Source organism: Pseudomonas sp. JV414, from assembly GCF_032424305.1.
GTDB classification, from domain to species: domain Bacteria; phylum Pseudomonadota; class Gammaproteobacteria; order Pseudomonadales; family Pseudomonadaceae; genus Aquipseudomonas; species Aquipseudomonas lini.
The window spans coordinates 161,272-186,377 of the sequence record NZ_VYKC01000021.1 but is presented as its reverse complement, the minus strand read 5'-3'; the positions used below and the strand labels follow the sequence as shown (position 1 = coordinate 186,377).

At 59.5% G+C, this 25,106-nt stretch carries 22 protein-coding genes; 9 read left to right on the top strand and 13 right to left on the bottom strand.

From position 1 onward, the window contains the following. Positions 1-2: 2 nt before the first annotated feature. The 3 genes from F6R97_RS22845 to F6R97_RS22835 all read left to right on the top strand — a co-directional run bounded on the left by F6R97_RS22845 (position 3) and on the right by F6R97_RS22835 (position 2,856). A complete protein-coding gene (locus F6R97_RS22845; RefSeq protein ID WP_038979273.1) occupies positions 3-1,169 on the top strand; it encodes an MFS transporter in 1,167 nt (388 codons plus the stop codon). A 22-nt stretch (positions 1,170-1,191) separates the two neighbouring features. After that, positions 1,192-2,241, top strand: coding sequence for an alkene reductase (locus tag F6R97_RS22840; protein ID WP_315867136.1), 1,050 nt, complete (start codon positions 1,192-1,194; stop codon positions 2,239-2,241). Positions 2,242-2,406: 165 nt separating this feature from the next. Continuing rightward, positions 2,407-2,856, top strand: a complete 450-nt coding sequence (locus F6R97_RS22835; RefSeq protein ID WP_038979271.1) for a hypothetical protein — start codon at positions 2,407-2,409, stop codon at positions 2,854-2,856. A 16-nt stretch (positions 2,857-2,872) separates the two neighbouring features. On the opposite strand, the gene F6R97_RS22830 is transcribed toward F6R97_RS22835, so the two are convergent. Together F6R97_RS22830 and emhR are read right to left on the bottom strand one after the other, a co-directional pair. After that, positions 2,873-3,766 carry a DMT family transporter gene (locus F6R97_RS22830; protein ID WP_038979270.1) on the bottom strand — a complete coding sequence of 298 codons (894 nt, stop codon included), beginning with the start codon at positions 3,764-3,766 and terminating at the stop codon, positions 2,873-2,875. 164 nt (positions 3,767-3,930) lie between these two features. Next, positions 3,931-4,563, bottom strand: coding sequence for an efflux system transcriptional repressor EmhR (emhR, locus tag F6R97_RS22825; RefSeq protein ID WP_038979269.1), 633 nt, complete (start codon positions 4,561-4,563; stop codon positions 3,931-3,933). A gap of 265 nt (positions 4,564-4,828) precedes the next feature. Here emhR and emhA point away from each other — a divergent pair, with 265 nt between their 5' ends. The 4 genes from emhA to F6R97_RS22805 all read left to right on the top strand — a co-directional run bounded on the left by emhA (position 4,829) and on the right by F6R97_RS22805 (position 12,250). Beyond that, positions 4,829-5,986, top strand: a complete 1,158-nt coding sequence (gene emhA, locus F6R97_RS22820; RefSeq protein WP_038979268.1) for an efflux RND transporter periplasmic adaptor subunit EmhA — start codon at positions 4,829-4,831, stop codon at positions 5,984-5,986. A 3-nt stretch (positions 5,987-5,989) separates the two neighbouring features. Further along, positions 5,990-9,154 (top strand): efflux RND transporter permease subunit EmhB, encoded by a 3,165-nt coding sequence (gene emhB / locus F6R97_RS22815; RefSeq protein WP_050681803.1) that lies wholly within the window; start codon positions 5,990-5,992, stop codon positions 9,152-9,154. Continuing rightward, a complete protein-coding gene (emhC, locus tag F6R97_RS22810; protein ID WP_038979266.1) occupies positions 9,154-10,614 on the top strand; it encodes an efflux RND transporter outer membrane subunit EmhC in 1,461 nt (486 codons plus the stop codon). Before emhB ends, emhC begins: the two co-directional genes overlap by 1 nt. 379 nt (positions 10,615-10,993) lie before the next feature. Further along, positions 10,994-12,250, top strand: coding sequence for an OprD family porin (locus tag F6R97_RS22805; protein WP_315867135.1), 1,257 nt, complete (start codon positions 10,994-10,996; stop codon positions 12,248-12,250). A gap of 198 nt (positions 12,251-12,448) precedes the next feature. On the opposite strand, the gene pcaC is transcribed toward F6R97_RS22805, so the two are convergent. The 10 genes from pcaC to pcaR form a co-directional block, all read right to left on the bottom strand. Next, positions 12,449-12,841, bottom strand: a complete 393-nt coding sequence (gene pcaC, locus F6R97_RS22800; RefSeq protein ID WP_008005892.1) for a 4-carboxymuconolactone decarboxylase — start codon at positions 12,839-12,841, stop codon at positions 12,449-12,451. 11 nt (positions 12,842-12,852) lie between these two features. After that, positions 12,853-13,659, bottom strand: a complete 807-nt coding sequence (pcaD, locus tag F6R97_RS22795) for a 3-oxoadipate enol-lactonase (protein ID WP_315867134.1) — start codon at positions 13,657-13,659, stop codon at positions 12,853-12,855. An 11-nt stretch (positions 13,660-13,670) separates the two neighbouring features. Next, positions 13,671-15,035 carry a 3-carboxy-cis,cis-muconate cycloisomerase gene (locus F6R97_RS22790; RefSeq protein WP_315867133.1) on the bottom strand — a complete coding sequence of 455 codons (1,365 nt, stop codon included), beginning with the start codon at positions 15,033-15,035 and terminating at the stop codon, positions 13,671-13,673. Between the two features lie 166 nt (positions 15,036-15,201). Further along, positions 15,202-15,768, bottom strand: coding sequence for a protocatechuate 3,4-dioxygenase subunit alpha (pcaG, locus tag F6R97_RS22785; RefSeq protein WP_038979262.1), 567 nt, complete (start codon positions 15,766-15,768; stop codon positions 15,202-15,204). A gap of 1 nt (position 15,769) precedes the next feature. Continuing rightward, entirely contained in the window at positions 15,770-16,474 is a 705-nt protein-coding gene (gene pcaH / locus F6R97_RS22780; RefSeq protein ID WP_038979261.1) for a protocatechuate 3,4-dioxygenase subunit beta, read from the bottom strand. A gap of 37 nt (positions 16,475-16,511) precedes the next feature. Next, positions 16,512-17,717 (bottom strand): 3-oxoadipyl-CoA thiolase, encoded by a 1,206-nt coding sequence (pcaF, locus tag F6R97_RS22775; protein ID WP_174160272.1) that lies wholly within the window; start codon positions 17,715-17,717, stop codon positions 16,512-16,514. After that, positions 17,714-18,493: a CoA-transferase subunit beta gene (locus F6R97_RS22770; RefSeq protein WP_315867132.1), complete on the bottom strand. Its 780-nt coding sequence runs from the start codon at positions 18,491-18,493 to the stop codon at positions 17,714-17,716. The genes pcaF and F6R97_RS22770 overlap by 4 nt, the downstream gene beginning before the upstream one ends. Next, entirely contained in the window at positions 18,493-19,350 is an 858-nt protein-coding gene (locus F6R97_RS22765) for a CoA transferase subunit A (RefSeq protein ID WP_007903838.1), read from the bottom strand. Before F6R97_RS22765 ends, F6R97_RS22770 begins: the two co-directional genes overlap by 1 nt. A gap of 270 nt (positions 19,351-19,620) precedes the next feature. After that, positions 19,621-20,967 carry an MFS transporter gene (locus F6R97_RS22760; RefSeq protein WP_315867131.1) on the bottom strand — a complete coding sequence of 449 codons (1,347 nt, stop codon included), beginning with the start codon at positions 20,965-20,967 and terminating at the stop codon, positions 19,621-19,623. 128 nt (positions 20,968-21,095) lie between these two features. Beyond that, positions 21,096-21,938, bottom strand: coding sequence for a pca regulon transcriptional regulator PcaR (gene pcaR / locus F6R97_RS22755; RefSeq protein ID WP_007903845.1), 843 nt, complete (start codon positions 21,936-21,938; stop codon positions 21,096-21,098). A 666-nt stretch (positions 21,939-22,604) separates the two neighbouring features. On the opposite strand from pcaR, the gene F6R97_RS22750 reads away from it, so the two are divergent. Then, complete coding sequence (locus tag F6R97_RS22750; protein ID WP_007903846.1) at positions 22,605-22,805, top strand: hypothetical protein; 201 nt, start codon at positions 22,605-22,607, stop codon at positions 22,803-22,805. A gap of 378 nt (positions 22,806-23,183) precedes the next feature. Beyond that, positions 23,184-24,659, top strand: a complete 1,476-nt coding sequence (locus F6R97_RS22745; RefSeq protein WP_038979257.1) for an inorganic phosphate transporter — start codon at positions 23,184-23,186, stop codon at positions 24,657-24,659. A gap of 268 nt (positions 24,660-24,927) precedes the next feature. On the opposite strand, the gene ccoM is transcribed toward F6R97_RS22745, so the two are convergent. Further along, on the bottom strand, positions 24,928-25,041 hold the full coding sequence (gene ccoM / locus F6R97_RS22740) for a cytochrome c oxidase subunit CcoM (RefSeq protein WP_010462558.1): 114 nt from the start codon (positions 25,039-25,041) through the stop codon (positions 24,928-24,930). Between the last annotated feature and the right edge of the window lie 65 nt (positions 25,042-25,106).

The window sequence follows — 25,106 nt, the reverse complement described above, 5'->3', positions numbered from 1 at the left end:
CAATGCCCCTCTCGCTACTCATTCTGGCCTTGAGCGCCTTCGCCATCGGCACCACCGAGTTCGTCATCATGGGCCTGTTGCCCGAGGTGGCGGCCGATCTCGGTGTGTCGATCCCCGGCGCCGGCTGGCTGGTGACCGGTTACGCCCTGGGCGTGGCCATCGGTGCACCGTTCATGGCACTGGCCACCGCCAGACTGCCGCGCAAGGCCGCTTTGGTAGCGTTGATGGGCATCTTCATTATCGGCAACCTGCTCTGCGCCCTGGCCAGTGACTACAACGTTTTGATGTTTGCCCGCGTGGTCACCGCGTTGTGTCACGGCGCCTTCTTCGGCATCGGTTCGGTGGTGGCGGCAGGTCTGGTACCGGCCAACAAACGTGCGTCGGCCGTGGCCCTGATGTTCACCGGCCTGACCCTGGCCAATGTCCTCGGCGTGCCGCTGGGTACCGCGCTCGGTCAGGAAGCCGGTTGGCGTTCGACCTTCTGGGCGGTGACGGTGATCGGTGTGATTGCGTTGATCGGCCTGATTCGCTTCCTGCCGGCCAAGCGCGATGAAGAGAAACTCGACATGCGTGCCGAACTGCGCGCCCTCAAAGGCGCTGGGATCTGGCTGTCACTGAGCATGACTGCGCTGTTCGCCGCCTCGGTCTTCACCTTGTTCACTTATGTCGCGCCTCTGTTGGGCGAGGTCACCGGAGTCTCGCCACGTGGCGTGACCTGGACCTTGATGCTCATCGGCTTGGGCTTGACGGTCGGCAACATCATCGGCGGCAAGCTGGCGGACAAAAGCATGGCGGCGACGCTGATCGGTGTGTTCACCACCATGGCAGTCGTGTCCACCGTGCTGACCTGGACCAGCATTGCCGTGATCCCGACCGAGATCACCCTGTTTCTCTGGGCCACCGCGTGCTTCGCCGCCGTACCCGCCCTGCAAGTGAACGTTGTGACCTACGGCAAGGCGGCACCGAACCTGGTGTCGACCCTGAACATCGGCGCTTTCAACGTCGGCAACGCGCTGGGTGCCTGGGTCGGCGGCAGCGTCATCGCCCATGGCTTCGGCCTCACCCGCGTGCCGCTCGCGGCAGCCGCACTGGCGGTACTCGCCCTTCTGGTGACCCTGATTACTTTCCGTCAGAGCGGCAATGCCGAACTGGCCCCCGCTACTAACTGATCTTTAACGAGGGTTTTATTTCATGACGACTATTTTCGATCCGATCAAACTGGGCGACCTCGAGTTGGCCAACCGCATCATCATGGCGCCGCTGACCCGCTGCCGCGCCGACGAAGGCCGTGTGCCGAACGCGCTGATGGCCGAGTACTACGTGCAACGCGCCTCTGCCGGTCTGATCCTCAGCGAAGCGACTTCGGTGACGCCAATCGGCGTGGGCTACCCGGACACTCCCGGTATCTGGTCCAACGACCAGGTGCGCGGCTGGAGCAACGTGACCAAAGCGATCCACGGCGCTGGCGGCAAAATCTTCCTGCAACTGTGGCACGTGGGCCGGATTTCCCACCCCTTGTACCTGAACGGCGAAGCACCGGTCGCGCCGAGTGCCATCCAGCCTAAGGGTCATGTCAGCCTGGTGCGTCCGTTGGCCGATTTCCCAACCCCGCGCGCCCTGGAAACCGCTGAAATCGCCGACATCATCGACGCTTACCGCGTGGGTGCCGAGAACGCCAAGGCTGCCGGTTTCGACGGTGTGGAAATCCACGGCGCCAACGGTTACCTGCTCGACCAGTTCCTGCAAAGCAGCACCAACCAGCGCACCGACAACTATGGCGGCTCCCTGGAAAACCGTGCGCGCCTGTTGCTGGAAGTGACCGATGCCGCCATCGAAATCTGGGGCGCGGGCCGCGTCGGTGTGCACCTGTCACCACGTGCCGATCTCCATGACATGGGCGACGACAACCTGTCCGAGACCTTCACCTACGTCGCTCGCGAACTGGGCAAGCGTGGTATCGCCTTCATCTGCTCGCGCGAGAAAGAAGCTGGCGACAGTCTGGGCCCACAACTGAAGGAAGCCTTCGGCGGCCCGTACATCGCCAACGAACGCTTCACCAAGGACAGCGCCAACGGGTGGCTGGCCAGCGGCAAGGCTGACGCGGTGGCATTCGGTGTGCCGTTCATTGCCAACCCGGATTTGCCAGCACGCTTGAAGGCCGATGCGCCGTTGAATGAAGCACGTCCGGAATTGTTCTATGCGAAGGGTCCGGTGGGTTATATCGATTATCCGGCTCTGTAAATAACTTAAATAACATAAAGCCCTGCCTCGAAAGAGCCAGGGCTTTTTTATTTGCATACACTTAAAGAGTCGCCAACCAAATACAAGACACTTAGTCTTCGCACATCAACGAACACGTTGCACAACCTCCACAACAACCACCTAATTCAAAAGGAAAACATGAGCATGGACGCTACAAATCCGAACACTCTTATTTTTATGCTGCAAATTACAAACTTTACGGATACAACCTTCTGGCTTGATGACATTTCCCCTGAAAATCCGCCCGTGGATCGGCCCGACAAGATCCTCCCTTACGAGACCGTCAACCTGATATTCGAAGGAGATCCTCATCTTAAGCAAGACATCAATATCGATTACGACATCAAGAAACAGATATTCGATACCTACATCAAATATACCAACTATCGACAAACAGCGCTGTTTGAGACGACGCTGAGTTATTGCCACAGGCAAACGGCTGGCCACCGAATCCCGAGAGTTGAATTATTTTGGGAGTATTACGCCACTTCCGTTGGCTCAGAACCTATCAAGTGCCTCTCAAACCTTCATAACAAAAGTGAAACTTATCCTTATAACTATTTTATGGGAGCCATTATAACAATGCCAAGTTGAAGCCATCAGGCGGAACCTAAGCGGAACTTCTTTTGCTTTGAGCCCATGCAACTGCAAGTCCACTCACACAAATAACAGCGATGCCCAGGATGGCAAAACCATCCGGGGCATGGTCAAAGATCAAGTACCCGTATATCCCGGCAAACAGAATCTGCCCATAACTGAACGGCGCCAGCATCGCCGGCGCCGCATGGCGGAAGGCCTGGGTCAGCAACATGTGACCGAGCATGCCGCAAGTGCCCAGGCCAATCATGAACAGGCTATGCAGCAGCGTCGGTGTGCTCCAGAAGAACGGCAACAGTGCAGTCATGATCAGGCTGTTGAGAATGCCGGTGAGAAAGTTGCTGGTGGTCGGGCTGTCGATACCGCTGAGCAGGCGAGTGAGCAATTGATAGAAGCCAAAACACAAGGCCGAGCACAGTGGCAATAAAATCGCCGGGGTGAACAGCGCACCCCCAGGCCGCACGACGATCAACACGCCGACAAATCCACCCAGCACCGCCAGCCACTGATTGCGGGTTACGCGCTCATGCAGCAACGGTACGGACAACGCGGTCACCAATAAAGGAGCAAGAAAAGTGACGGCGGTGGCTTCAGCCAAAGGGATGTAGCGCAGGCCGGAAGTGAAAAACAGGCTGGTGCCGATCAGGCACAGGGCGCGTAATAACTGCAAACCCGGACGCTGGGTGCGCACTACCACCGAGAAACCACTGCGTGGCACGAAAATCACCAGCATCAACAAGGTGTGCACCACGTAGCGTGCCCAAACCACCATCACGATCGGATAGAACCCGGACAGGTACTTGGACAAAGTGTCGTGACTGGCGAACAACAAAACCGCCAGGCAGATCAGCGCGATACCCTTTATCGGCTGCTCGGCGCCCTTGTAGCCCGGGTTGTTAACATTCATTCACACACTCGACACAAAATCCCTACAAAATACGTAGCTCGCTACCTATCAACCTGGCAAACGTACGTATATAAAAGCACCCCATTACAGAAAGGCGAGCGAAGCAGGGACATTTCCCCCCGCTTCAAGTCTTGACACAAACGGATCCAATTACGCATTTTGTTTCAATTGCGCAGGCTTGGACTCAAGCGCAGCATATCCAACCCTGTATCGACGCAACGCTCGGCTTCGGTGTGCAGTTGAAAACTGTCGGGAGCCAATAGCCACTGATACAGGATGCCATCGATATACGCATGCAGGCTGATGGCCGCGCGGGCAGTGTCGAGGTTTTCCGGCAACTGCCCGCGATTCACCGCATTACTCAGGGCCAGAGCAATTCGCACATTGCAATCGAGACTGGCCGTTCGGCGCTGCTGGCGCAGATCGCACATTTCATCGGTGAATTCGCACTTATGAAAAAGAATCTCGTTGATGCGTCGGGTTTTCGGGTCCAGGGCAACTTGATGAAACAAATGAATCAGCAGCTTGCGCATGCAGCCCAGCGGATCGAGTTCATCTTCGCTTTCACTGGCCTTGGCCATTTCATCCAGCGGCTCATGCAAGGTATCGAGCATCGCCTGCACCAGATCCGCCTTGTTACTGAAATGCCAGTAGATGGCCCCGCGAGTCACGCCGGCCAGGGTCGCGATATCCGCCAGCGTCGTGCGTGCCACGCCCCGCTCGTAAAAGGCTTTTTCTGCCGCTTCGAGTATCTGGCTTCGGGTTTCTTGAGCTTCCTCTTTGGTACGACGGACCATGGCAGTAAAACCTCAATCAGGGTGCTTCAGCGATGTCTGAATATCAGCTGAATAAAAGTGGGGCGAGCGCTCTTGGGCGTCTCATCAGGCCTACAATTCCAACCTTTGAACGGCTTTTGTAACCGTGTGGGTACACCGCCAAGGCCTTTACAAACAACCATGAACGTAAGTATATTCCTTAGCAAGCTACTTATCCACCCGGCAAAAATTTTTTAACCTTCCACATTTCTTGTGCGCAATGTGCGCGCCTGACCCGAGGATCTTCATGCAATTCAAGCCAGCTGTTACCGCTCTGGTTACTGCCGTCGCCCTGGCATCGCTGCTCAGCGGATGTAAAAAGGAAGAGGCGGCACCTGCCGCACCAGCCCCTCAGGTCGGCGTCGTAACCCTGCAACCTCAAGCCTTCACCCTGACATCCGAACTTCCGGGGCGCACCAGTGCGTTCCGCATCGCCGAAGTTCGCCCACAGGTCAACGGCATCATTCTCAAGCGACTGTTCAAGGAAGGCGGCGACGTCAAGGCCGGTCAGCAGCTTTATCAGATCGACCCATCGGTCTATGACGCGACCCTGAAAAGCGCCGAAGCCAACCTGCGTTCGACCAAGTCGATCTCCGACCGCTACAAGCAACTGGTCGACGAACAGGCTGTCAGTCGCCAGGAATACGACACCGCGCTGGCCAACCGCCTGCAATCGGAAGCATCCCTGCAGACCGCCCAGATCAACGTGCGCTACACCAAGGTTTACGCACCGATCTCCGGTCGCATCGGCCGTTCGTCTGTGACTGAAGGCGCGCTGGTCAGCAACGGCCAGACCGACGCCATGGCCGTCATTCAGCAACTGGACCCAATCTACGTCGACGTCACTCAGTCTTCGGTGGAGCTGCTTGAGCTGCGCCGCGAACTGGAAAGCGGTCGTCTGCAAAAGGCTGGCGATAATGCCGCCGCGGTCAAGCTGACTCTCGAAGATGGCAGCCAGTACACGCTGGACGGCAAGCTTGAGTTCTCCGAAGTTTCGGTTGACCAGACCACCGGTTCCGTGACCCTGCGTGCCGTGTTCCCGAACCCCGATCACACCCTGCTGCCGGGCATGTTCGTTCACGCCCAGTTGCAGGCCGGTGTGGACAGCGCGGCGATTCTGGCTCCGCAACAAGGCGTGACCCGCGACCTCAAAGGCTCTCCGACCGCACTGGTCGTCGGCCCGGACAACAAGGTCGAACTGCGTCAGCTCAAGGCCAGCCGCACTGTCGGTAACCAATGGCTGATTGAAGACGGTCTGAAGGCAGGCGATCGCGTGATCACCGAAGGGCTGCAATTCGTCAGACCTGGCGTTGAAGTCAAGGCCACTGAAGCCACTAATGTTGGCATAAAGAGCCCGGCCCCCGCACAGGCAGCTAACACAGCTGTCGGCGGCAAAGGGGAGTAAACCATGTCGAAATTTTTTATCGACCGTCCTATTTTCGCCTGGGTGATTGCCCTGGTGATTATGCTGGTCGGGGCTCTATCGATTCTCAAACTGCCGATCAACCAATACCCGAGCATTGCGCCTCCGGCCATTGCCATCTCGGTGACCTACCCGGGCGCGTCTGCACAAACCGTGCAGGACACCGTGGTGCAAGTGATCGAGCAACAGCTCAACGGTATCGATAACCTGCGTTATGTCTCGTCGGAAAGTAACTCTGACGGCAACATGACCATTACCGCGACCTTCGAGCAGGGCACCAACTCCGATACCGCGCAGGTTCAGGTCCAGAACAAGCTGAACCTGGCCACCCCGCTGCTGCCGCAAGAAGTGCAGCAACAGGGCATCCGCGTGACCAAGTCGGTGAAAAACTTCCTGATGGTCATCGGCGTGGTGTCGCGCGACGGCAGCATGACCAAGGACGACCTGTCCAACTACATCGTGTCGAACATGCAAGACCCGATTTCGCGCACCGCCGGTGTCGGTGACTTCCAGGTCTTCGGTGCCCAGTACGCGATGCGGATCTGGCTCGACCCGGCCAAGTTGAACAACTTCAACCTGACCCCGGTGGACGTGAAAACCGCCATTGCAGCGCAGAACGTCCAGGTGTCGTCCGGTCAACTCGGCGGCTTGCCTGCCCTGCCCGGCCAGCAACTGAACGCGACGATCATCGGCAAGACCCGTCTGCAGACCGCCGAGCAGTTCAAGGCGATCCTGTTGAAGGTCAACAAGGACGGCTCGCAAGTGCGTGTCGGCGACGTTGCGGAAGTCGGTCTGGGTGGCGAAAACTACTCGATCAGCGCCCAGTTCAACGGCGCCCCGGCCTCCGGTCTGGCGGTGAAACTGGCCAACGGTGCCAACGCCCTCGACACCGCAAAAGCCCTGCGTAACACCATTGACACCCTCAAGCCCTTCTTCCCGGAAGGGATGGAAGTGGTGTTCCCGTATGACACCACTCCGGTGGTGACCGAGTCGATCAAGGGTGTGGTTGAAACCCTGGTCGAAGCGATCGTGCTGGTGTTCCTGGTGATGTTCCTGTTCCTGCAAAACTTCCGCGCCACCGTCATCACCACGATGACCGTGCCGGTGGTATTGCTGGGTACGTTCGGGATCCTCGCGGCGTTCGGTTTCAGCATCAACACCCTGACCATGTTCGGTATGGTGTTGGCCATTGGCTTGCTGGTGGACGATGCCATTGTCGTGGTGGAAAACGTCGAACGGGTCATGAGCGAAGAAGGTCTGTCACCCAAGGAGGCCACCAAGAAATCCATGGGGCAGATCCAGGGTGCCCTGGTCGGTATTGCGCTGGTTCTGTCGGCGGTACTGCTGCCGATGGCGTTCTTCAGTGGCTCCACCGGTGTGATCTACAAGCAGTTCTCGATCACCATCGTCTCGGCCATGGCCCTGTCGGTACTGGTAGCGTTGATCTTCACCCCGGCGCTCTGCGCGACCATGCTCAAGGCGATTCCGAAAGGTGAGCACGGCACGCCGAAACGCGGCTTCTTCGGCTGGTTCAACCGCAGTTTCGACCGTGGCGTCAAAAGCTACGAGCGCGGCGTGGGCAACATGCTCGCGCACAAGGCTCCGTATCTGCTGGCGTACCTGATCATCGTAGTTGGCATGATCTGGCTGTTCACCCGTATTCCAACGGCGTTCCTCCCGGAAGAAGACCAAGGCGTACTGTTTGCCCAGGTGCAGACACCGGCTGGTTCCAGTTCCCAGCGTACGCAAGTGGTCGTGGACGAAATGCGCGAATTCCTGCTGCGTCCGAGCAAGGAAGGCGGCGAAGGCGACGCGGTGGCCTCGGTGTTTACCGTGACCGGCTTCAACTTCGCCGGTCGGGGTCAGAGTTCGGGTATGGCGTTCATCATGCTCAAACCATGGGAAGAACGTAACGCCGACAACAGCGTGTTCAAACTGGCGGCCCGTGCCCAACAGCACTTCTTTACCTTCCGTGATGCCATGGTATTTGCCTTCGCTCCACCGGCGGTACTGGAACTGGGTAACGCCACCGGTTTCGACGTGTTCCTTCAGGACCGCGCCGGTATCGGTCACGAAAAGCTGATGGAGGCACGTAACCAGTTCCTCGGCATGGCGGCGCAAAGCAAGGTGCTGTCGCAAGTCCGTCCTAACGGCCTGAACGACGAGCCGCAATACCAGCTGGAGATCGACGATGAGAAGGCCAGCGCCCTGGGCGTGACCCTCACCGACATCAACAACACCCTGTCGATTGCTTTGGGCAGTAGCTATGTGAACGACTTCATCGACCGCGGTCGAGTGAAGAAGGTCTACATACAGGGCCTGCCTGGCGCTCGCATGAGCCCCGAAGACCTGAAGAAGTGGTACGTGCGCAACAGCGCCGGCACCATGGTTCCGTTCTCGTCGTTCGCCAAGGGTGAGTGGATCTACGGTTCGCCGAAACTGGCCCGTTACAACGGCGTAGAAGCGATGGAAATCCTCGGTGCCCCGGCGCCAGGTTATTCCACCGGTGAAGCGATGGCCGAAGTCGAAGCCCTGGCCAAGAAACTGCCGGCCGGTGTCGGTATTTCCTGGACGGGCCTGTCGTACGAGGAACGTCTGTCCGGCTCGCAAGCGCCAGCGTTGTACGCCTTGTCGCTGCTGATGGTGTTCCTGTGCCTGGCGGCGTTGTATGAAAGCTGGTCGATCCCGATCGCGGTGATGCTGGTGGTACCGCTGGGGATTATCGGTGCGCTGATGGCGACCAGCCTGCGCGGTCTGTCCAACGACGTGTACTTCCAGGTGGGGCTGTTGACCACCATCGGTCTGGCGGCGAAGAACGCCATTCTGATCGTCGAGTTCGCCAAGGAACTGCATGAGCAAGGACGTAGCCTGCGCGATGCCGCGATCGAAGCCTGCCGGATGCGTCTGCGACCGATCATCATGACCTCGCTCGCCTTCGTGCTCGGTGTGGTTCCACTGGCCATTTCCACGGGCGCAGGTTCGGGTAGCCAGCATGCGATCGGTACCGGGGTGATTGGCGGTATGATCACAGCCACTGTGCTGGCGATCTTCTGGGTCCCATTGTTCTTTGTCACCGTGTCGTCCATGGGTCAGCGCAAAATCGCCGACCAAGATGATGACGCTATTGAACCTTCTAAAGAGGCTGGCTAATGAGCAAGTCGCTACTCTCCATCGCAGTCGCCGCCTTCGTGCTGAGCGGCTGCTCGCTGATACCCGATTATCAGCAGCCAGAAGCACCGGTGGCGGGCCAATACCCGCAAGGCCCGGCGTATTCGCCGGCCCAGGCGCCTAACCAGGCCGCCGCCGAACAGGGCTGGAAGCAGTTTTTCCACGACCCGGCGCTGCAACAGCTGATTCAGACCGCGCTGGAGAACAACCGTGACCTGCGCGTCGCGGCGCTGAACATCGACGCTTATGCGGCTCAATACCGCATCCAGCGTGCCGATCTGTTCCCGGCCGTTTCGGCCACCGGCAGCGGCAGCCGTCAGCGAGTTCCGGCACGGGCCTCGCAAACCGGTGAAGCGGCCATCAGCAGTTCCTACTCGGCCACTGTCGGCATCAGCGCTTATGAACTCGACCTGTTCGGTCGGGTTCGCAGCCTGAGCGAAGAAGCCCTGCAGAAATACTTCGCCACTGAAGAAGCGCGCCGCAGTACGCAGATCAGTCTGGTGGCCAGCGTGGCCAATGCCTACCTGACCTGGCAGGCTGACAAGGAGCTGCTGAAACTCACCCAGGAAACCCTCGGGGCCTTCGAGGAGAGCTACAAGCTCACCTCGCGCAGCAACGAAGTGGGAGTAGCCTCGGCGCTGGATCTGGCCCAGTCGCGTACCTCGGTGGAAAACGCCCGCGCACAACTGGCCAGATACACCCGTCAGGTCGCTCAGGATGAAAACAGCCTGGTGCTGCTGCTCGGCACCGGTATCCCGGCCAATCTGCAAGCGGCCAAGCCACTGTCGGATGACGTGCTGAGCGAAGTGCCGGCCGGCCTGCCGTCGGACTTGCTGCAACGTCGTCCGGACATCCTTCAGGCCGAGTACAACCTGAAGGCTGCCAACGCCAACATCGGTGCGGCACGGGCTGCGTTCTTCCCGAGCATCAGCCTGACCGCCAATGCCGGTTCCCTGAGCCCGGACCTGTCCGGTCTGTTCAAGGGCGGTTCGGGCACCTGGTTGTTCCAGCCGCAAATCAACCTGCCGATCTTCAACGCCGGCAGCCTGCGCGCCAGCCTGGATTACTCCAAAATCCAGAAAGACATCGGCGTGGCGAACTACGAGAAGTCCATTCAAACGGCCTTCCAGGAAGTCGCCGATGGCCTGGCTGCCCGCCAGACCTACACCGAGCAGTTGCAGGCTCAGCGTGACTTCGTCAGCGCCAACCAGGACTACTACCGTCTGGCCGAGCGTCGTTATCGCATTGGTGTCGACAGCAACCTGACCTTCCTCGATGCCCAGCGTCAGCTGTTCAGTGCTCAACAAGCGCTGATCACCGACCGCCTGGCGCAGCTGACCAGCGCGGTCAATCTGTACAAGGCATTGGGTGGTGGCTGGAATGAACAGACGGCGAAGAACGAGCCGTTGAAAGAAGAAGCGCCGAAGATGAAGTTGTTCTGATAGCGCGGTAAACACGAAGCCCACCGATTGGTGGGCTTTTTGTTGGCTGCGGGAAAAGCCAGATCAAAAGATCGCAGCCTTCGGCAGCTCCTACGCAGGTACGCGATTCCATGTAGGAGCTGCCGAAGGCTGCGATCTTTTGATCTTTTGCTGTTCGATAATCGCCCAGAACCCGTCCTCCCCCGATTGAACCATTTAGTCCGTTTACCTCACCATCTGTCATACAAAACCAATAACAACAGGTTCAACACCATGCCCCCGCGCCCTGCCCTGTCCGGCTGACTTCGCCCCGCTTTTCTGAATTCGAATCTTTTGTCTGCAACCCGAACGTTGCGGCATCGCCCTGTTTCACCCCCAGGAATTAGAGAGACCCGAGCCCATGACGCCTTCCACGCAGTATTTCTTACCCAGCCTGATCGCCATCGCACTGGCCGGTGCGGCCCTGCCCGCCATGGCCGAGGAAGCCGGTTTTGTCGAAGGCGCCAAGGTCAACCTGAACCTGCGCAACTTCTACATCAACCGTAACTTCACCAACCCGACCAAGACCCAGGGCAAGGCTGAAGAGTGGACGCAAAGTTTCATCCTCGACGCCAAGTCCGGGTTCACCCAGGGCACCGTCGGGTTCGGCATGGACGTGCTGGGGTTGTATTCGGTCAAGCTCGACGGCGGCAAAGGCACCGGGGGTACGCAGTTGTTGCCGCTGGATCACGATGGTCGCCCGGCGGATAACTTCGGTCGCACCAATGTGGCGTTCAAGGCGAAACTGTCCCAGACCGAAGTGAAGGTCGGTGAATGGATGCCGGTGCTGCCGATCCTGCGTTCGGACGACGGCCGCTCGCTGCCGCAAACCTTCCGTGGCGGCCAGATCACCTCAAAGGAAATCAACGGCCTGACGCTCTACGGCGGCCAGTTCCGCGCCAACAGCCCGCGCGATGACAGCAGCATGAATGACATGTCGATGACCGGCAAAACGGCGTTTACCTCAGACCGCTTCAACTTCCAGGGCGGTGAATATGCCTTCAACGGCAAGCGCACTCAGATCGGCCTGTGGAACGCTGAACTCAAGGACATCTACAGCCAGCAATACGTCAACCTGATCCACACCCAACCGCTGGGCGACTGGACATTCGGCGCCAATTTGGGGTTCTTCTATGGCAAGGATGACGGCAGTGCCCAGGCTGGTGAGCTGGACAACAAGACCTGGTCGGGCCTGTTCTCGGCCAAATATGGCGGCAACACCTTCTACGTCGGCCTGCAAAAACTCACCGGCGACAGCGCCTGGATGCGAGTCAACGGCACCAGCGGTGGCACCCTGGCCAACGACAGCTACAACGCCAGCTATGACAACGCGAAGGAAAAATCCTGGCAACTGCGCCACGACTACAACTTCGCCGCGCTCGGCGTGCCGGGCCTGACGTTAATGAACCGCTACATCAGCGGCGACAACGTACACACCGCAACCACCACCGACGGCAAGGAATGGGGCCGCGAAAGCGAACTGGGCTATACCGTGCAGAGCGGCACGCTCAAAGACCTCAACGTCAAATGGCGCAACTCAACCATCCGACGCGACTTCAGCAACAACGAATTCGACGAGAATCGGTTGATCGTCAGCTATCCGATCAGTTTGTTGTAAACCCAAAAAATGTGGGAGCGGGCTTGCCCGCGATGGCAATCGTTCAATTACATAAATTTTGAATGTACCGCTGCCATCGCGGGCAAGCCCGGCTCCCACAGGAATGTTCGGTGAACACAAAATCAGCGTTCACACCGCCCAACTGTAGGAGCGAGGCTTGCCCGCGAAGGCGTCAGCTCAGGCAACAACTTTCGCGGATTACTCCCGCGATTCAACCCCCAACTCATCCCACACCGATTCAGCCAAGTGGAAGGTCGCGTTGGCCGCCGGGATGCCGCAGTAGATCGCGCTCTGCATGATCACTTCCTTGATCTCGCCGCGGGTCACGCCGTTGTTGGCGGCGGCGCGCAGGTGCAGTTTGAGTTCTTCATTGCGGTTCATGCCGATCAGCATGGCGATGGTGATCAGGCTGCGGGTATGGCGCGGCAGGCCCGGGCGGGTCCAGATATCGCCCCAGGCGTGGCGGGTGATCATCTCCTGGAACTCCGAGTTGAACTCGGTCAGCGCGTTCAGGCTGCGGTCGACATGGGCGTCGCCAAGTACTGCGCGGCGAACATTCAGGCCCTCGTCGTAACGTTGTTTCTCGTCCACAACAATCCCCCTCAATGAGCTGACAAAAATGCCAGTACCCGGTCGCTGAACGCAGCGCCGGCCTGGACGTTGGACAGGTGCGCGGCGTAGAACTCTGCGTACTCAGCGCCACGCACTTGCTCCTGAATGAAATGCCCGCCGGACGGCGGCGTCACCGCATCTTCAGTGCCGGCGATCACCAGCAGCGGCACTTGAATCGAGGACAACTGATCGCGGAAATCGGCATCGCGTACCGCCGCGCAGTTGGCCGCGTAACCTTCAGGCGAAGTCGCTGCGAGCATGTCGGTAATCTGCTTCGCCACTGCCGGATTGGCCTCGGAAAAGTCCGGAGTAAACCAGCGCGCTATCGACGCATCGCGCAGGGCAACCATCGCCGCCGCGCCGTCACGCAGCACGGTTTCGATCCGTGGATTCCACACCGACGGATCGCCGATTTTCGCCGCGGTGTTGCATACGATCAGTTTGTTCAAACGCTGACCGGCATTGATCCCCAGCCACTGGCCGATCAACCCGCCCATGGACAGACCACAGAAATGCGCGCGTTCGATGTGCAGCGCATCCAGCAGCGCCAGCACGTCGCGGCCCAGTTGCTCGATGCTGTACGGTCCCGGCGTCACCAACGACTGGCCGTGACCACGGGTGTCGAAACGCAGCACGCGAAAATGCTCGGTGAACGCCGGGATCTGCGCGTCCCACATGTGCAGGTCGGTACCCAGTGAGTTGGACAGCACCAGCACCGGCGCATCCGCCGGTCCATCGAGTTGCGGCCCTTGAATTTGGTAGTGCAGTTCGCCCTCGGCGAGTTGTACGAATGCCACAGCAGTCTCCTTCAAGAGGTCAACGCAAAATGTTCAGCCACCGCTCGCTCGACCCAGGTATGGGCCTGACCGAGGTAATGGGCAGGGTCCAGCAGACGATCAAGTTCAGCGTCCGACAGCTCGGCAGTCACCTGCGGCTCGTCGCCGAGTACCGCGCGCAGATGACGTTGTTCAGCCACGGCGCGCTTGCAGCATTGCTCCAGCAGATGGTGCGCGGTGTCGCGACCGACCCGTTGCGCCAGCACGATGCTCACGGCTTCGGCCAGCACCAGGCCCTGGGTCAGGTCGAGGTTGCGCGTCATTCGCATCGCGTCCACTTCAAGTCCGTCGGCCACCAACAGCGCTTGCTGCAGGCTACCTGACACCAAACAGCAGATCTCCGGCAGGGTTTCCCACTCGGCATGCCACAGGCCCAGACTGCGTTCGTGTTCCTGCGGCATGGCGCTGAACAGCGTCGAGAGCAACCCCGGCACCCGCGTCGCCGCGCCGATAAGCACCGCTGCGCCCACCGGGTTGCGTTTGTGCGGCATGGTCGAGGAGCCGCCCTTGCCCGGCGCCGACGGCTCAAACACTTCGCCGGCCTCGGTCTGCATCAACAGACTGATATCGCGGCCGAGTTTGCCGAGGCTGCCGGCGATCAATCCAAGCACCGCGCCGAACTCCACCAGACGATCACGCTGGGTGTGCCAGGGTTGCTCCGGCAGTGCCAGCTGCAGCTCTGCGGCCAAGGCTTCGGCAATCGGCATCGCCTGTTCGCCGAGGGCCGCGAGGGTGCCGGAGGCGCCGCCGAATTGCAGCACCAGCAGGCGCGGTTTGAGTTCCAGCAGACGCTGACGGCTGCGCGTCACCGCCCCCAACCAACCGGCGATCTTCATGCCGAGGGTCACCGGCGTCGCGTGCTGCAGCCAGGTGCGGCCGGCCATTGGCGTGGCAACGTAACGCCAGGCCTGAGTCGCTAGGGTTTCCCCCAGTTGCGCCAGATCAGCGTCGATCAATTCCAGCGCGCGGCGCAGTTGCAACACCAGGCCGGTGTCCATCACGTCCTGACTGGTCGCGCCCAGATGCACATAGCGCTCGGCTTCGGCATCGCTCTTGGCGATCTGTTTACCCAGTGCTTTGACCAGTGGAATCGCCGAATTCCCCGCCGTGGCAATGGCCTCGCCGAGCGCGGCGAAGTCGTAATGCTCGGCCCGACATGCCGCTTCGATAGACGCAACAGCCGTCTGCGGAATCAGGCCAACCCGTGCTTCAGCGCGAGCGAGTGCCGCTTCGAAATCAAGCATGGCCTGAAGCCGGCCCTGATCGCAGAACACCTCACGCATGTCGCGTGTCGTGAAGTAGGCATCGAACAATTGATTGCCCGGTCGCTGGTTCATAAACAGTCCTTGCAGGCGAGGGCCGGTCAGGCTCCCGCGTAAAGATCAAAGGTCATTTTGCAGGCGCCAAAAGATCGCAGGCTGCGCCAGCTCCTACAGGAACCGCGTTTGACCACACCCATTCCCGGTAGGAGCTGCCGAAGGCTGCGATCTTTTGATCTTGATCTCAATAATCGAAGAACACCGTCTCCGCATCCGTTCCCTGCAGAATCACGTTCCACTGATATACACCCGAAGTATCCTGCTTCGCCAGCAAGGTACTACGGCGTTCAGCAGGCACGCATTCCAGCAGCGGATCCGCCACGTTAGCCGGGTCGCCGTCGAAATAAATCCGAGTCAACAAGTGCTTCACCAACCCGCGAGCAAACACCAGCACCACCAAATGCGGCGCCTGGGTCGTGCCTTTCAAGCCTTCCACTGTGCCCGGCTTGATCGTGGTAAATCGAAAACGCCCTTCTGCATCCACCGGCACCCGGCCAAAACCTTCGAAGTTCGGGTCCAGGGGTTTGTCTTGATCGTCTTCGGGGTGGTCGTACTTGCCGGCAGCGTTGGCCTGCCACACTTCGAGCATGGCGTCATTGACGAAGTCGCCATTGCCATCGACAACTTGCCCGGTGATCGCCACGCGCTCGCCGAGGGTCTGTGCAACGGTCAGGTCTTCGCGGTTCAGCCAGGTCAGGCCGATGTGGTAATACGGCCCGACGGTGTGGGACGTGGTCGCGTTCAGCGTCATCTTATTTCTCCATCGGCGTGGCGTCGCGGCCGCGCAAAACGATGTCCCAGCGATAACCGAGGGCGTAGGAAGGGATAGTTTTTTCCAGGTCGAAACTGGCGATCAGGCGCTCTTTGGCGCTGGTATCGGGCACGCAGTTGTAGATCGGGTCGTAGGCCAGCAACGGGTCGCCCGGGAAATACATCTGGGTCACCAGACGCGTAAGAATACTCGGCCCGAACAGTGAGAAATGGATGTGCGCCGGGCGCCAGGCATTGTGGTGGTTGCCCCACGGATAGGCGCCGGGCTTGATGGTCTGAAACTGATACCAGCCATCGGCGTCGGTCACGGTGCGACCGGTGCCGGTGAAGTTCGGGTCCAGCGGCGCGTCGTGCAGGTCGCGCGGATGGTTGTAGCGACCGGCGGCGTTGGCCTGCCAGATCTCCACCAGAATCCCCGGCACCGGCAGACCGTTTTCATCCAGCACACGGCCGTGGATGATGATCCGTTCACCCAGTGGCTCCCCCTGATGCTGCGCCGTCAGGTCGTTGTCCTGCTCCTCGATGCGATCGGCGCCAATGGTCGGCCCGGTGATTTCCGACAGCGAATGAGGCAAAAACACCAACGGCTTGGACGGCGAGCGAAGGTTGGTGGATTGATAGGCCGGGTGCAGGTACTCCGGCTGGGTGCCCTCTTGCGGGCGGCGGTAACCAGGCTTGTCAGTCATGAAGCATTCCTCAGTTCTTATTAGTCACTGCTACGCGTCAGACGCGTTCGATCGCCAAGGCCAGACCCTGGCCGACACCGACGCACATGGTCGCCAGACCTTTCTTGCCACCGGTCTTTTCCAGTTGATGCAGCGCGGTCAGTACCAAGCGTGCACCGCTCATGCCCAGCGGATGACCCAAGGCAATGGCGCCACCGTTCGGGTTGACCTGGGCTGCGTCATCCGCCAACCCCAGTTCACGCAGCACGGCCAAGCCCTGGCTGGCGAAGGCTTCGTTGAGTTCGATCACATCGAAATCGCTGACCGCCAGGCCCAGGCGCTCAGTCAATTTGCGCACCGCTGGCACCGGGCCGATGCCCATCACCCTAGGTGCGACCCCGGCACTCGACATGCCCAACACCCGAGCGCGGGCAGTCAGGCCATGTTTCTTCACCGCGTCGCCGGAGGCCAGAATCAGCGCCGCCGCACCATCGTTCACACCGGAAGCGTTGCCAGCGGTAACGGTTTTGTCCGGGCCATTGACCGGTTTGAGTTTGGCCAGGGTTTCCAATGTCGTGTCGGCACGGGGATGCTCGTCTTGTGTAACGACGCTTTCACCCTTCTTGTGGGCAATCCGCACTTCGACGATTTCTTCGGCGAAAAATCCTGCGGCTTGCGCGGCCGCCGTGCGTTGCTGACTGCGCAGGGCGAACGCGTCCTGATCGGCGCGGGAAACCTGGTAATCATCGGCCACGTTATCGGCGGTCTGCGGCATCGCATCGACGCCGTATTGGGCTTTCATCAATGGGTTGATGAAGCGCCAGCCAATGGTGGTGTCTTCCAGTTTCATGTTGCGCGAAAACGCGGCATCGGCCTTGCCCATCACGAAGGGCGCACGGGACATCGACTCGACGCCGCCGGCAATCGCCAGCTCCATCTCACCGCTGGCGATAGCACGGAACGCGGTGCCGATGGCATCCATGCCCGAAGCGCAGAGGCGGTTGAGGGTCACGCCGGGAATGGTTTCCGGCAATCCGGCCAGCAACAGCGCCATACGCGCAACGTTGCGATTGTCTTCGCCGGCCTGGTTAGCACAGCCGAGAAACACCTCGTCCACCGCGTTCCAGTCCACCGAAGGATTGCGTTCCATCAGCGCTTTGATCGGTACGGCGGCCAGGTCATCGGCGCGAACCGCCGACAGGCCACCGCCGAAACGGCCGATGGGGGTGCGAATGGCGTCACAGATATAAACGTCACGCATCAGGCTTCTCCGGGTGCTTGACCGTGGGCCGCAGCGGTGCGGGCTTCCAGATCGCGCAGTGCGGTCAGCTCGACATCGGTTGGCTCGGCGGTGTTTTCCACCTGATCGGCGAAGCGAATCGCCCAACCGGTGGCGGCCATCACTTGCTCGCGGGTCACGCCGGGGTGCAGCGCAGTCACCACGAATTCATGGGTGTCCGCTTCAGGTTCCATGATGCACAGGTCGGTAATAATGCCGACAGGACCGGCGCCCGGCAGGCCGAGACGCTTGCGTGAATCACCGCCCTCGCCATGACCGACCGAAGTGATGAAGTCGAGTTTGTCGACAAAGGAACGCGCCGACTGCTTGAGGATGATCAGCACGCTCTTGGCGGAACCGGCGATCTCCGGCGCGCCACCGGCGCCCGGCAGGCGAACTTTCGGCTGATGGTAATCGCCCACCACCGTGGTGTTGATGTTGCCGAAACGGTCGACTTGCGCGGCGCCGAGAAAACCGACGTCGATGCGCCCGCCCTGCAACCAGTAGCGAAAAATCTCACCGGTCGGGACGACAGTGTCGGCGGTTTCCGCCAGTTCACCGTCACCGATCGACAGCGGCAATACGCTCGGCTTGGCACCGATCGGACCCGATTCATAGATCAGGACTACATCTGGCGAGGAAGTCAGACGCGCCAGGTTGGCGGCTTTCGACGGCAGGCCGATGCCGACGAAACACACCGAACCGTTTTTCAGACGGCGGGCGGCGGCGACGGTCATCATTTCATTGGTGGTGTAAGTCATTACTTGGCCTCCGAAGCAGCGGCCAGCTTGGCCTGGAACTCACTGAAGTCAGCGCAACCGTGGATGTACTCGTTGATCCACGCGGTGAAGGTTTCACGGTCGCGGGCAATCGGGTCCCAAGCCTGGTAGAAACGGTTATCACGCTCGGTGTAACCGTGAGCGTAGGACGGATGCGCACCACCCGGTACATGGCAGACCGCGCTCAAGGCCCAGGTCGGCAGCACGCAAGCGTTCATCGGTGCGTTGAGGTCGTCGACGATTTCTTCAACAGTGACGATGCAACGCTTCGCGGCCAGCGCCGCTTCTTTCTGCACGCCGAGAATGCCCCAGAGCAGCACATTGCCTTTGCGGTCGGCTTTCTGCGCGTGAATCACGGTGATGTCCGGGCGCACCGACGGCACCGCCGCCAGCACTTCGCCGGTGAACGGGCACGTGACGGTTTTGATCAGCGGGTTGACCTTTGGCAGGTCGGAGCCGGCGTAGGCACGCAGCACCGCGAACGGTAAGCCCGAAGCGCCCGCGACGTAGGCATTGGCCAGGTCGGCGTGACTGTGTTCTTCGATTTCCAGCGCATGCGGCCACTGCCTTTCGACCGCGTCACGCAGACGGTGCAGCGAACCCACGCCCGGGTTACCGCCCCAGGAGAAAATCAGCTTGCGAGCACAACCGGCACCGATCAACTGGTCGTAGATCAAGTCAGGCGTCATCCGCACCAGGGTCAGATCTTTCTTGCCCTGACGGATGATTTCGTGACCCGCCGCCGTAGGAATCAGGTGAGTAAAGCCTTCGAGCGCGACGGTATCGCCGTCGTTGACGAACTGCTTTACCGCGTCATGCAGCGAAAGGATTTCAGCCATGGGGCAGGCTCCCGTTTTGTTATGAACCGACAGTGGTAGAAAAAGGCGCGAGGTTCAGCGCCGGAATGACTGAAGAGTAAGCCCCTGGAAAACGCCAAACAATCCGATAATCGACTGAGTGTTCGTTTATCGAACAGATTGTTGTCTCCCTACCGATCCCTAAAAGCATCGCGGGCAAGCCCGCTCCCACAGGTTGATGCGCAATCCTTGTGGGAGCGGGCTTGCCCGCGAAGAGGCCATCAGACTCGCTGAAGAATCTGAAACCCGCCCTCAGGTCGCATCCGCATGACTGACCATGCCCTTGATCACCACCGCCGTGGTCGCCAACGCAGCCGGAATCACCAGCGCCGTCAGCACCTGTTCAAAATTCCAGCCCAGGCCCAGCAACGTTGCGCCCATCCACGCACCGAGGATCGCGCCGAAGCGGCCAATCCCGAGCATCCACGACACACCGGTCGCCCGTCCTTGAGTCGGGTAAAACCGCGCCGCCAGCGACGGCATCGCCGATTGCGCACCGTTGACGCACATCCCGGCCACCAATACCAAGGTCGCTAGCAATGTGATGTTGCCCAGGCTCTGCCCTACCGCGTAGGCAAACACCCCGGCGAATAAGTAGAAAATGCCGATGACCTTGTGCGGATTGAACCGGTCCATCGCCCAGCCCACACCCACTGCGCTCAACACCCCACCGAACTGGAACAGCGCACCGATGAATGCGGCCTGCTCCATGCTCGCGCCGCTGTCGCGCATCAGTGTCGGCAACCAACTGGTCAGCAGGTAAACAATCACCAGGCCCATGAAGTACGTCAGCCACAGCAACAACGTGCCGGTGCTGTAAGTGCCGGAGAAGATCACCGCAAACACATTGCGCGCCTTCACGGTTTTCTGTTCCGGGACGCTGAAGCTCGAAGCCTGAGCCACCACCGTCGGGTCGATCGGCGCCAAGGCCTTGCGCACTTTGTCCGTGCCACGGTTGCGCACCACCAGATAGCGCGCCGATTCCGGCAACCAGAACAGCAAGACGACCGCGAGGATCAGCGGCAGAACCCCGCCGATCATCAACAGACTGTGCCAGCCGAAGGCCGGAATCAGTTTGGCCGAGATGAACCCGCCACCGGCCATGCCAAGGTTGAAGCCGCAGAACATGCTGGTCACCAGCAGGGATTTCTTGCGCTCCGGGGTGTATTCGGACAGCAGCGTGGTGGCGTTCGGCATGCCGGCGCCCAGGCCCAGGCCAGTGAGGAAACGCAGTACCAGCAGTTCATCGACGTTGGTGCTGTAGGCCGACGCCAGGCTGAAAGCGCCGAACACCAACACCGCGCCCACCAGTACGACTTTTCGCCCGAAGCGGTCAGCCAATGGGCCAGACCCCAGCGCACCGAAGACCATGCCGATCAACGCCGCACTCATCACCGGGCCGAGACTGGCGCGATCGATCCCCCAGTCCTGGGACAGTGCCGGCGCAATAAAACCCATGGCCGCAGTGTCGAGGCCATCGAGGAAAACAATCAGGAAACATAAAATCACCACCCGCCATTGGTAGCGCGAAATGGGTTGAGTGTTGATGAAGGACTGCACGTCGAGGCAGTTTCCTACAGCAGACTGAGGCTGGTTCATTATTTTTATTCCACGCAAAGAACGCAGTCGAACAGGTGCCAGCCGGGGCTGACGCTGCCGCGACATTAATGATCCAAGGGAAAGAGCGTCAATTCGATAAACGCGACTCCGTGCGTTTATCGAACAGCTTAGGCAAAGAGTTGCGCGCTCAGATCACGGCTGGCGCTTAGCAGACCGGGCAAGAAACGCTGTTCCAGCTCGCTGCGACTGACCCGGCCGGCGTGGGTACTGACGTTTAACGCCGCCACTACTTGGCCAGAAGCGTCGTACACCGGAACGGCAATCGAGCGCAGACCCTGCTCCAGTTCCTGATCGACGATGCACCAGCCTTGTTGCCGTACCTCTTGCAGGCATTCGAGCAACGCCTCGGGGGTATGCAACGTGCGACTGGTCTTGGCTTGCAGCTCTGCATGGTCGAGGTATTCGCGCAGTGACGTGTCGTCCAGCGCGGCGAGAAGAATCCTGCCCATGGACGTGCAATAGGCCGGCAGTCGCCCGCCCACCGAGAGGTCGACGGAAATCAGCCGCTGGGTGGTTGCCGAGCGCGCGATGTACAAAATGTCATCGCCCTCCAGCGTGGCCATATTGCAAGCCTCATGCAGTTGCTCGCTCATGCGGTCCAGGTACGGCTGGGCAGAAACCGCCAATGGTGTCGACGACAAATAGGCATGCCCCAGGGTCAGTACTTTGGGCAGCAGCGAATAGGTGCGCCCGTCGGTGGTGGCGTAGCCGAGTTTGATCAGGGTATGCAGGCAACGTCGCACAGCGGCGCGGGGAATTTCCGTACGATGGCTGATCTGCGCAATGGTCAGGTGCCGCTTGCGCTCCTGGAACGCTTGCACCACCGCCAAGCCACGGGCCAGGGAGGTCATGAAATCCGGGTCACCGGTCAGGGCCTGGATTCGCTTGGCGGGCGAGGCAACGATCGGCGGTGCCACTGAAGCGAAGGAATTGCGCATTTGATCGTTCATATCAGTTGTTTCCCACACGGATCAGCGACTATTACAAGCGGCTCCCGGTCTGACACACAAGCCACCGGCCACCAAGATTGGGCGATTATCGAACCATGGGCCGATAATCGCAATCAGTGGTTGCTTATGGTGAGCCATACTGCTTTCAGCCCATGCAATACGATTGTTATTTTCGGTCACGATTTAAAGAAACACGGATGTACTAATTCGTTCGGCTTAATGGCGCCAGAAAGTCATCGCTGTAACTGGCATCACCGGCACCGTAGTTACCGGTAAAAGTTTGCGAGTAACAAAACAATCACACACGAGGAACTACTTTTAACTCTCAAGAGATAGTGTTCTTCGGATCGACCGCTATAATACACCTCAGTGGCGACCGGTTTTTTACGTGCCGATTCCGCCAACCGGCAGCGCAATATCCATTGCCGCTGTCCGCAGCAAGCGCCTGACGCTCATTTCATATGTTCCGCCAACGCGCTCGCTGAAACAGGAGACTGATGCTACGTCAGCTGTTTTTCTCTGGTGCCGTGGCCGCCTGCAACAAGGACGTATTGATTGCTCCGAGGGAACGATGCCGTGTCAGGCATTGTCCCTTCAATGAGCGTGGTCAATAAATCGATGCAGCGCGTTTCACCAGAATTAATCCCAACTCAATCAGGTAGCACTGTGACGAAAGACGAACTGCGCGCGGAACTTGAGCGCCAGGAACAACGTTACAAGGAAGTTTACGGCGGGGAAGTCACCACCTACGCCGCTCAGCCCGAACCCGAACGCAAACCCTGGCGTAAACGCGCCACCGTTCAGGACCAGGCCTTCTCCCAGGAATTGCAGAAGATGGAAAAGGAACTCAAAGCCGAAGAGCCATGACCGCCTCGGCTTGAATCCTTTCAAGAGCCTGCGTCTGCACCCGTTAAAAGCGGGTTGTATGGATGATGCTTTTCGCGCCCGCTACAAGCGGGCAGCGGTCCCCCTCATCCATTGAATGAGGCAAATGGCTCCTGTCTGGCCCTCTTCTCAGATATTTCACACAAGCGTTCAAGCCTCTCGCCCCGACGGGAGAAACCCCTGTGGCTGCGGCCTTTCCAAGTAAATTCAACGACTTGTAAAACCCTGAAAAAACCCGGGGCCTGGGGGATTGCCACCAATTAATTCGTTGAAGAATGTTACCGATGAGCAGCAAGTGCATCGATTAGCAGTCTTTTCTGGCATAATCGCGCCCCCTTACGACCGGGTCAGAAAACCTTCATGATCGATTTATTCAGCGGACTGGATGCTTGGGTGCTTGTGAGCCTCTTGCTCGCCCTGGCCTTTGTCCTCGCCTTCGAGTTCATCAACGGCTTTCATGACACCGCAAACGCGGTGGCCACTGTTATCTACACCAAAGCCATGCCGCCTCATCTGGCGGTGTTCTTTTCCGGTGTGTTCAACTTCCTCGGCGTGCTGCTGGGCGGTGTGGGCGTGGCGTATGCCATCGTCCATTTGCTGCCGGTAGAACTGCTGATCAATGTGAACACCGGTCACGGACTGGCCATGGTGTTCTCGTTGCTCGCCGCCGCCATCACCTGGAACCTGGGCACCTGGTACTTCGGTATCCCCGCCTCCAGCTCTCATACGCTGATCGGTTCGATCCTCGGTGTCGGCCTGGCCAACGCCCTGATCAACGATATTCCGTTGGCCGATGGCGTGAACTGGCAGAAGGCGATTGATATCGGTGCGTCCCTGGTGTTCTCGCCAATGGCCGGTTTCCTGATCGCAGCCCTGGTGCTGATCGGTCTTAAATGGTGGCGCCCGCTGTCCAAGATGCACAAGACACCGGAACAGCGCCGCAAGATCGACGACAAGAAACACCCGCCGTTCTGGAACCGTCTGGTGCTGGTGATTTCCGCGATGGCTGTCAGCTTCGTGCACGGCTCGAACGATGGCCAGAAAGGTATCGGCCTGATCATGCTGGTGCTGATCGGTATCGTGCCGGCGCAGTTCGTTCTCGACCTGAACAGCACCACCTACCAGATCGAACGAACTCGCGATGCGACCCTGCACCTGAGCCAGTTCTACGAGCGCAACCGCGAATCCCTGGGCGAGTTCCTGGCACTGGGTAAAAGCGTGAAAGGCGATTTGCCGGAGAAATTCCGTTGCAACCCGCAACAGACCGAACCGACCATTTCAGCTTTGCTCAGCACCCTTAAAGGTGTAGCCGACTACCATTCGCTGCCGTCGGAAAGTCGTATCGAAGTACGTCGCTACCTGCTCTGCCTGGACGACACCGCGAAGAAAGTCGCCAAGCTGCCAGGCCTCGCTGCCCGTGAAAAGGCTGATCTGGACAAGCTGCGCAAAGACCTGACCACCACCACCGAATACGCCCCGTTCTGGGTGATTCTGGCGGTCGCACTGGCCCTCGGCCTGGGCACCATGGTCGGCTGGAAACGCGTGGTACTGACCATTGGCGAGAAAATCGGCAAGCAAGGCATGACCTACGCTCAAGGCATGTCGGCGCAGATCACCACCGCGTGCATGATCGGCGCGGCGAACATCTTCAGCCTGCCGGTTTCCACCACCCACGTCCTGTCTTCAGGCGTGGCCGGCACCATGGTCGCGAACAAAAGCGGCCTGCAAGGCGGCACCGTCAGAACCATCCTGCTGGCCTGGGTCCTGACCCTGCCCGCCACCGTGGCCCTGTCGGCCGGCCTGTTCTGGCTGGCGTCCAAGGCACTGGGTAGCTGATACACCGCTACCAAAAAAGGCGCGTTCCGTGAGGTTCGCGCCTTTTTTATTGCTGCAATTTTCGCGTACACCACCGATCCACTGTGGGAGCGGGCTTGCTCGCGAAGGCGGCTTAGCAGCCAACATAGATGTTGAATGTCATGGCCTCTTCGCGAGCAAGCCCGCTCCCACAGTAGTTCTATGTACACCCCGATAGAAATTCGCAGACAAAAAAAAGGGCGACCGAAGTCGCCCAAAATGCCTTGCGTGCTCATTGCTCCAGAAAGACCTACGGTTTGCGCTTATGCGAATCCTTCCAGATAAAAAATCCAAACCCTGCAAAAAACAGAACCATGAGGCCGACTGTCAGCACTCCGGCGATCACCACGTTGTCGAAAAACATGACTAGCCTCCTGCACTTGCCCTGTTGCGATGGGGCTAAGTTAACCAATCGGGCAGGAGAGAAAA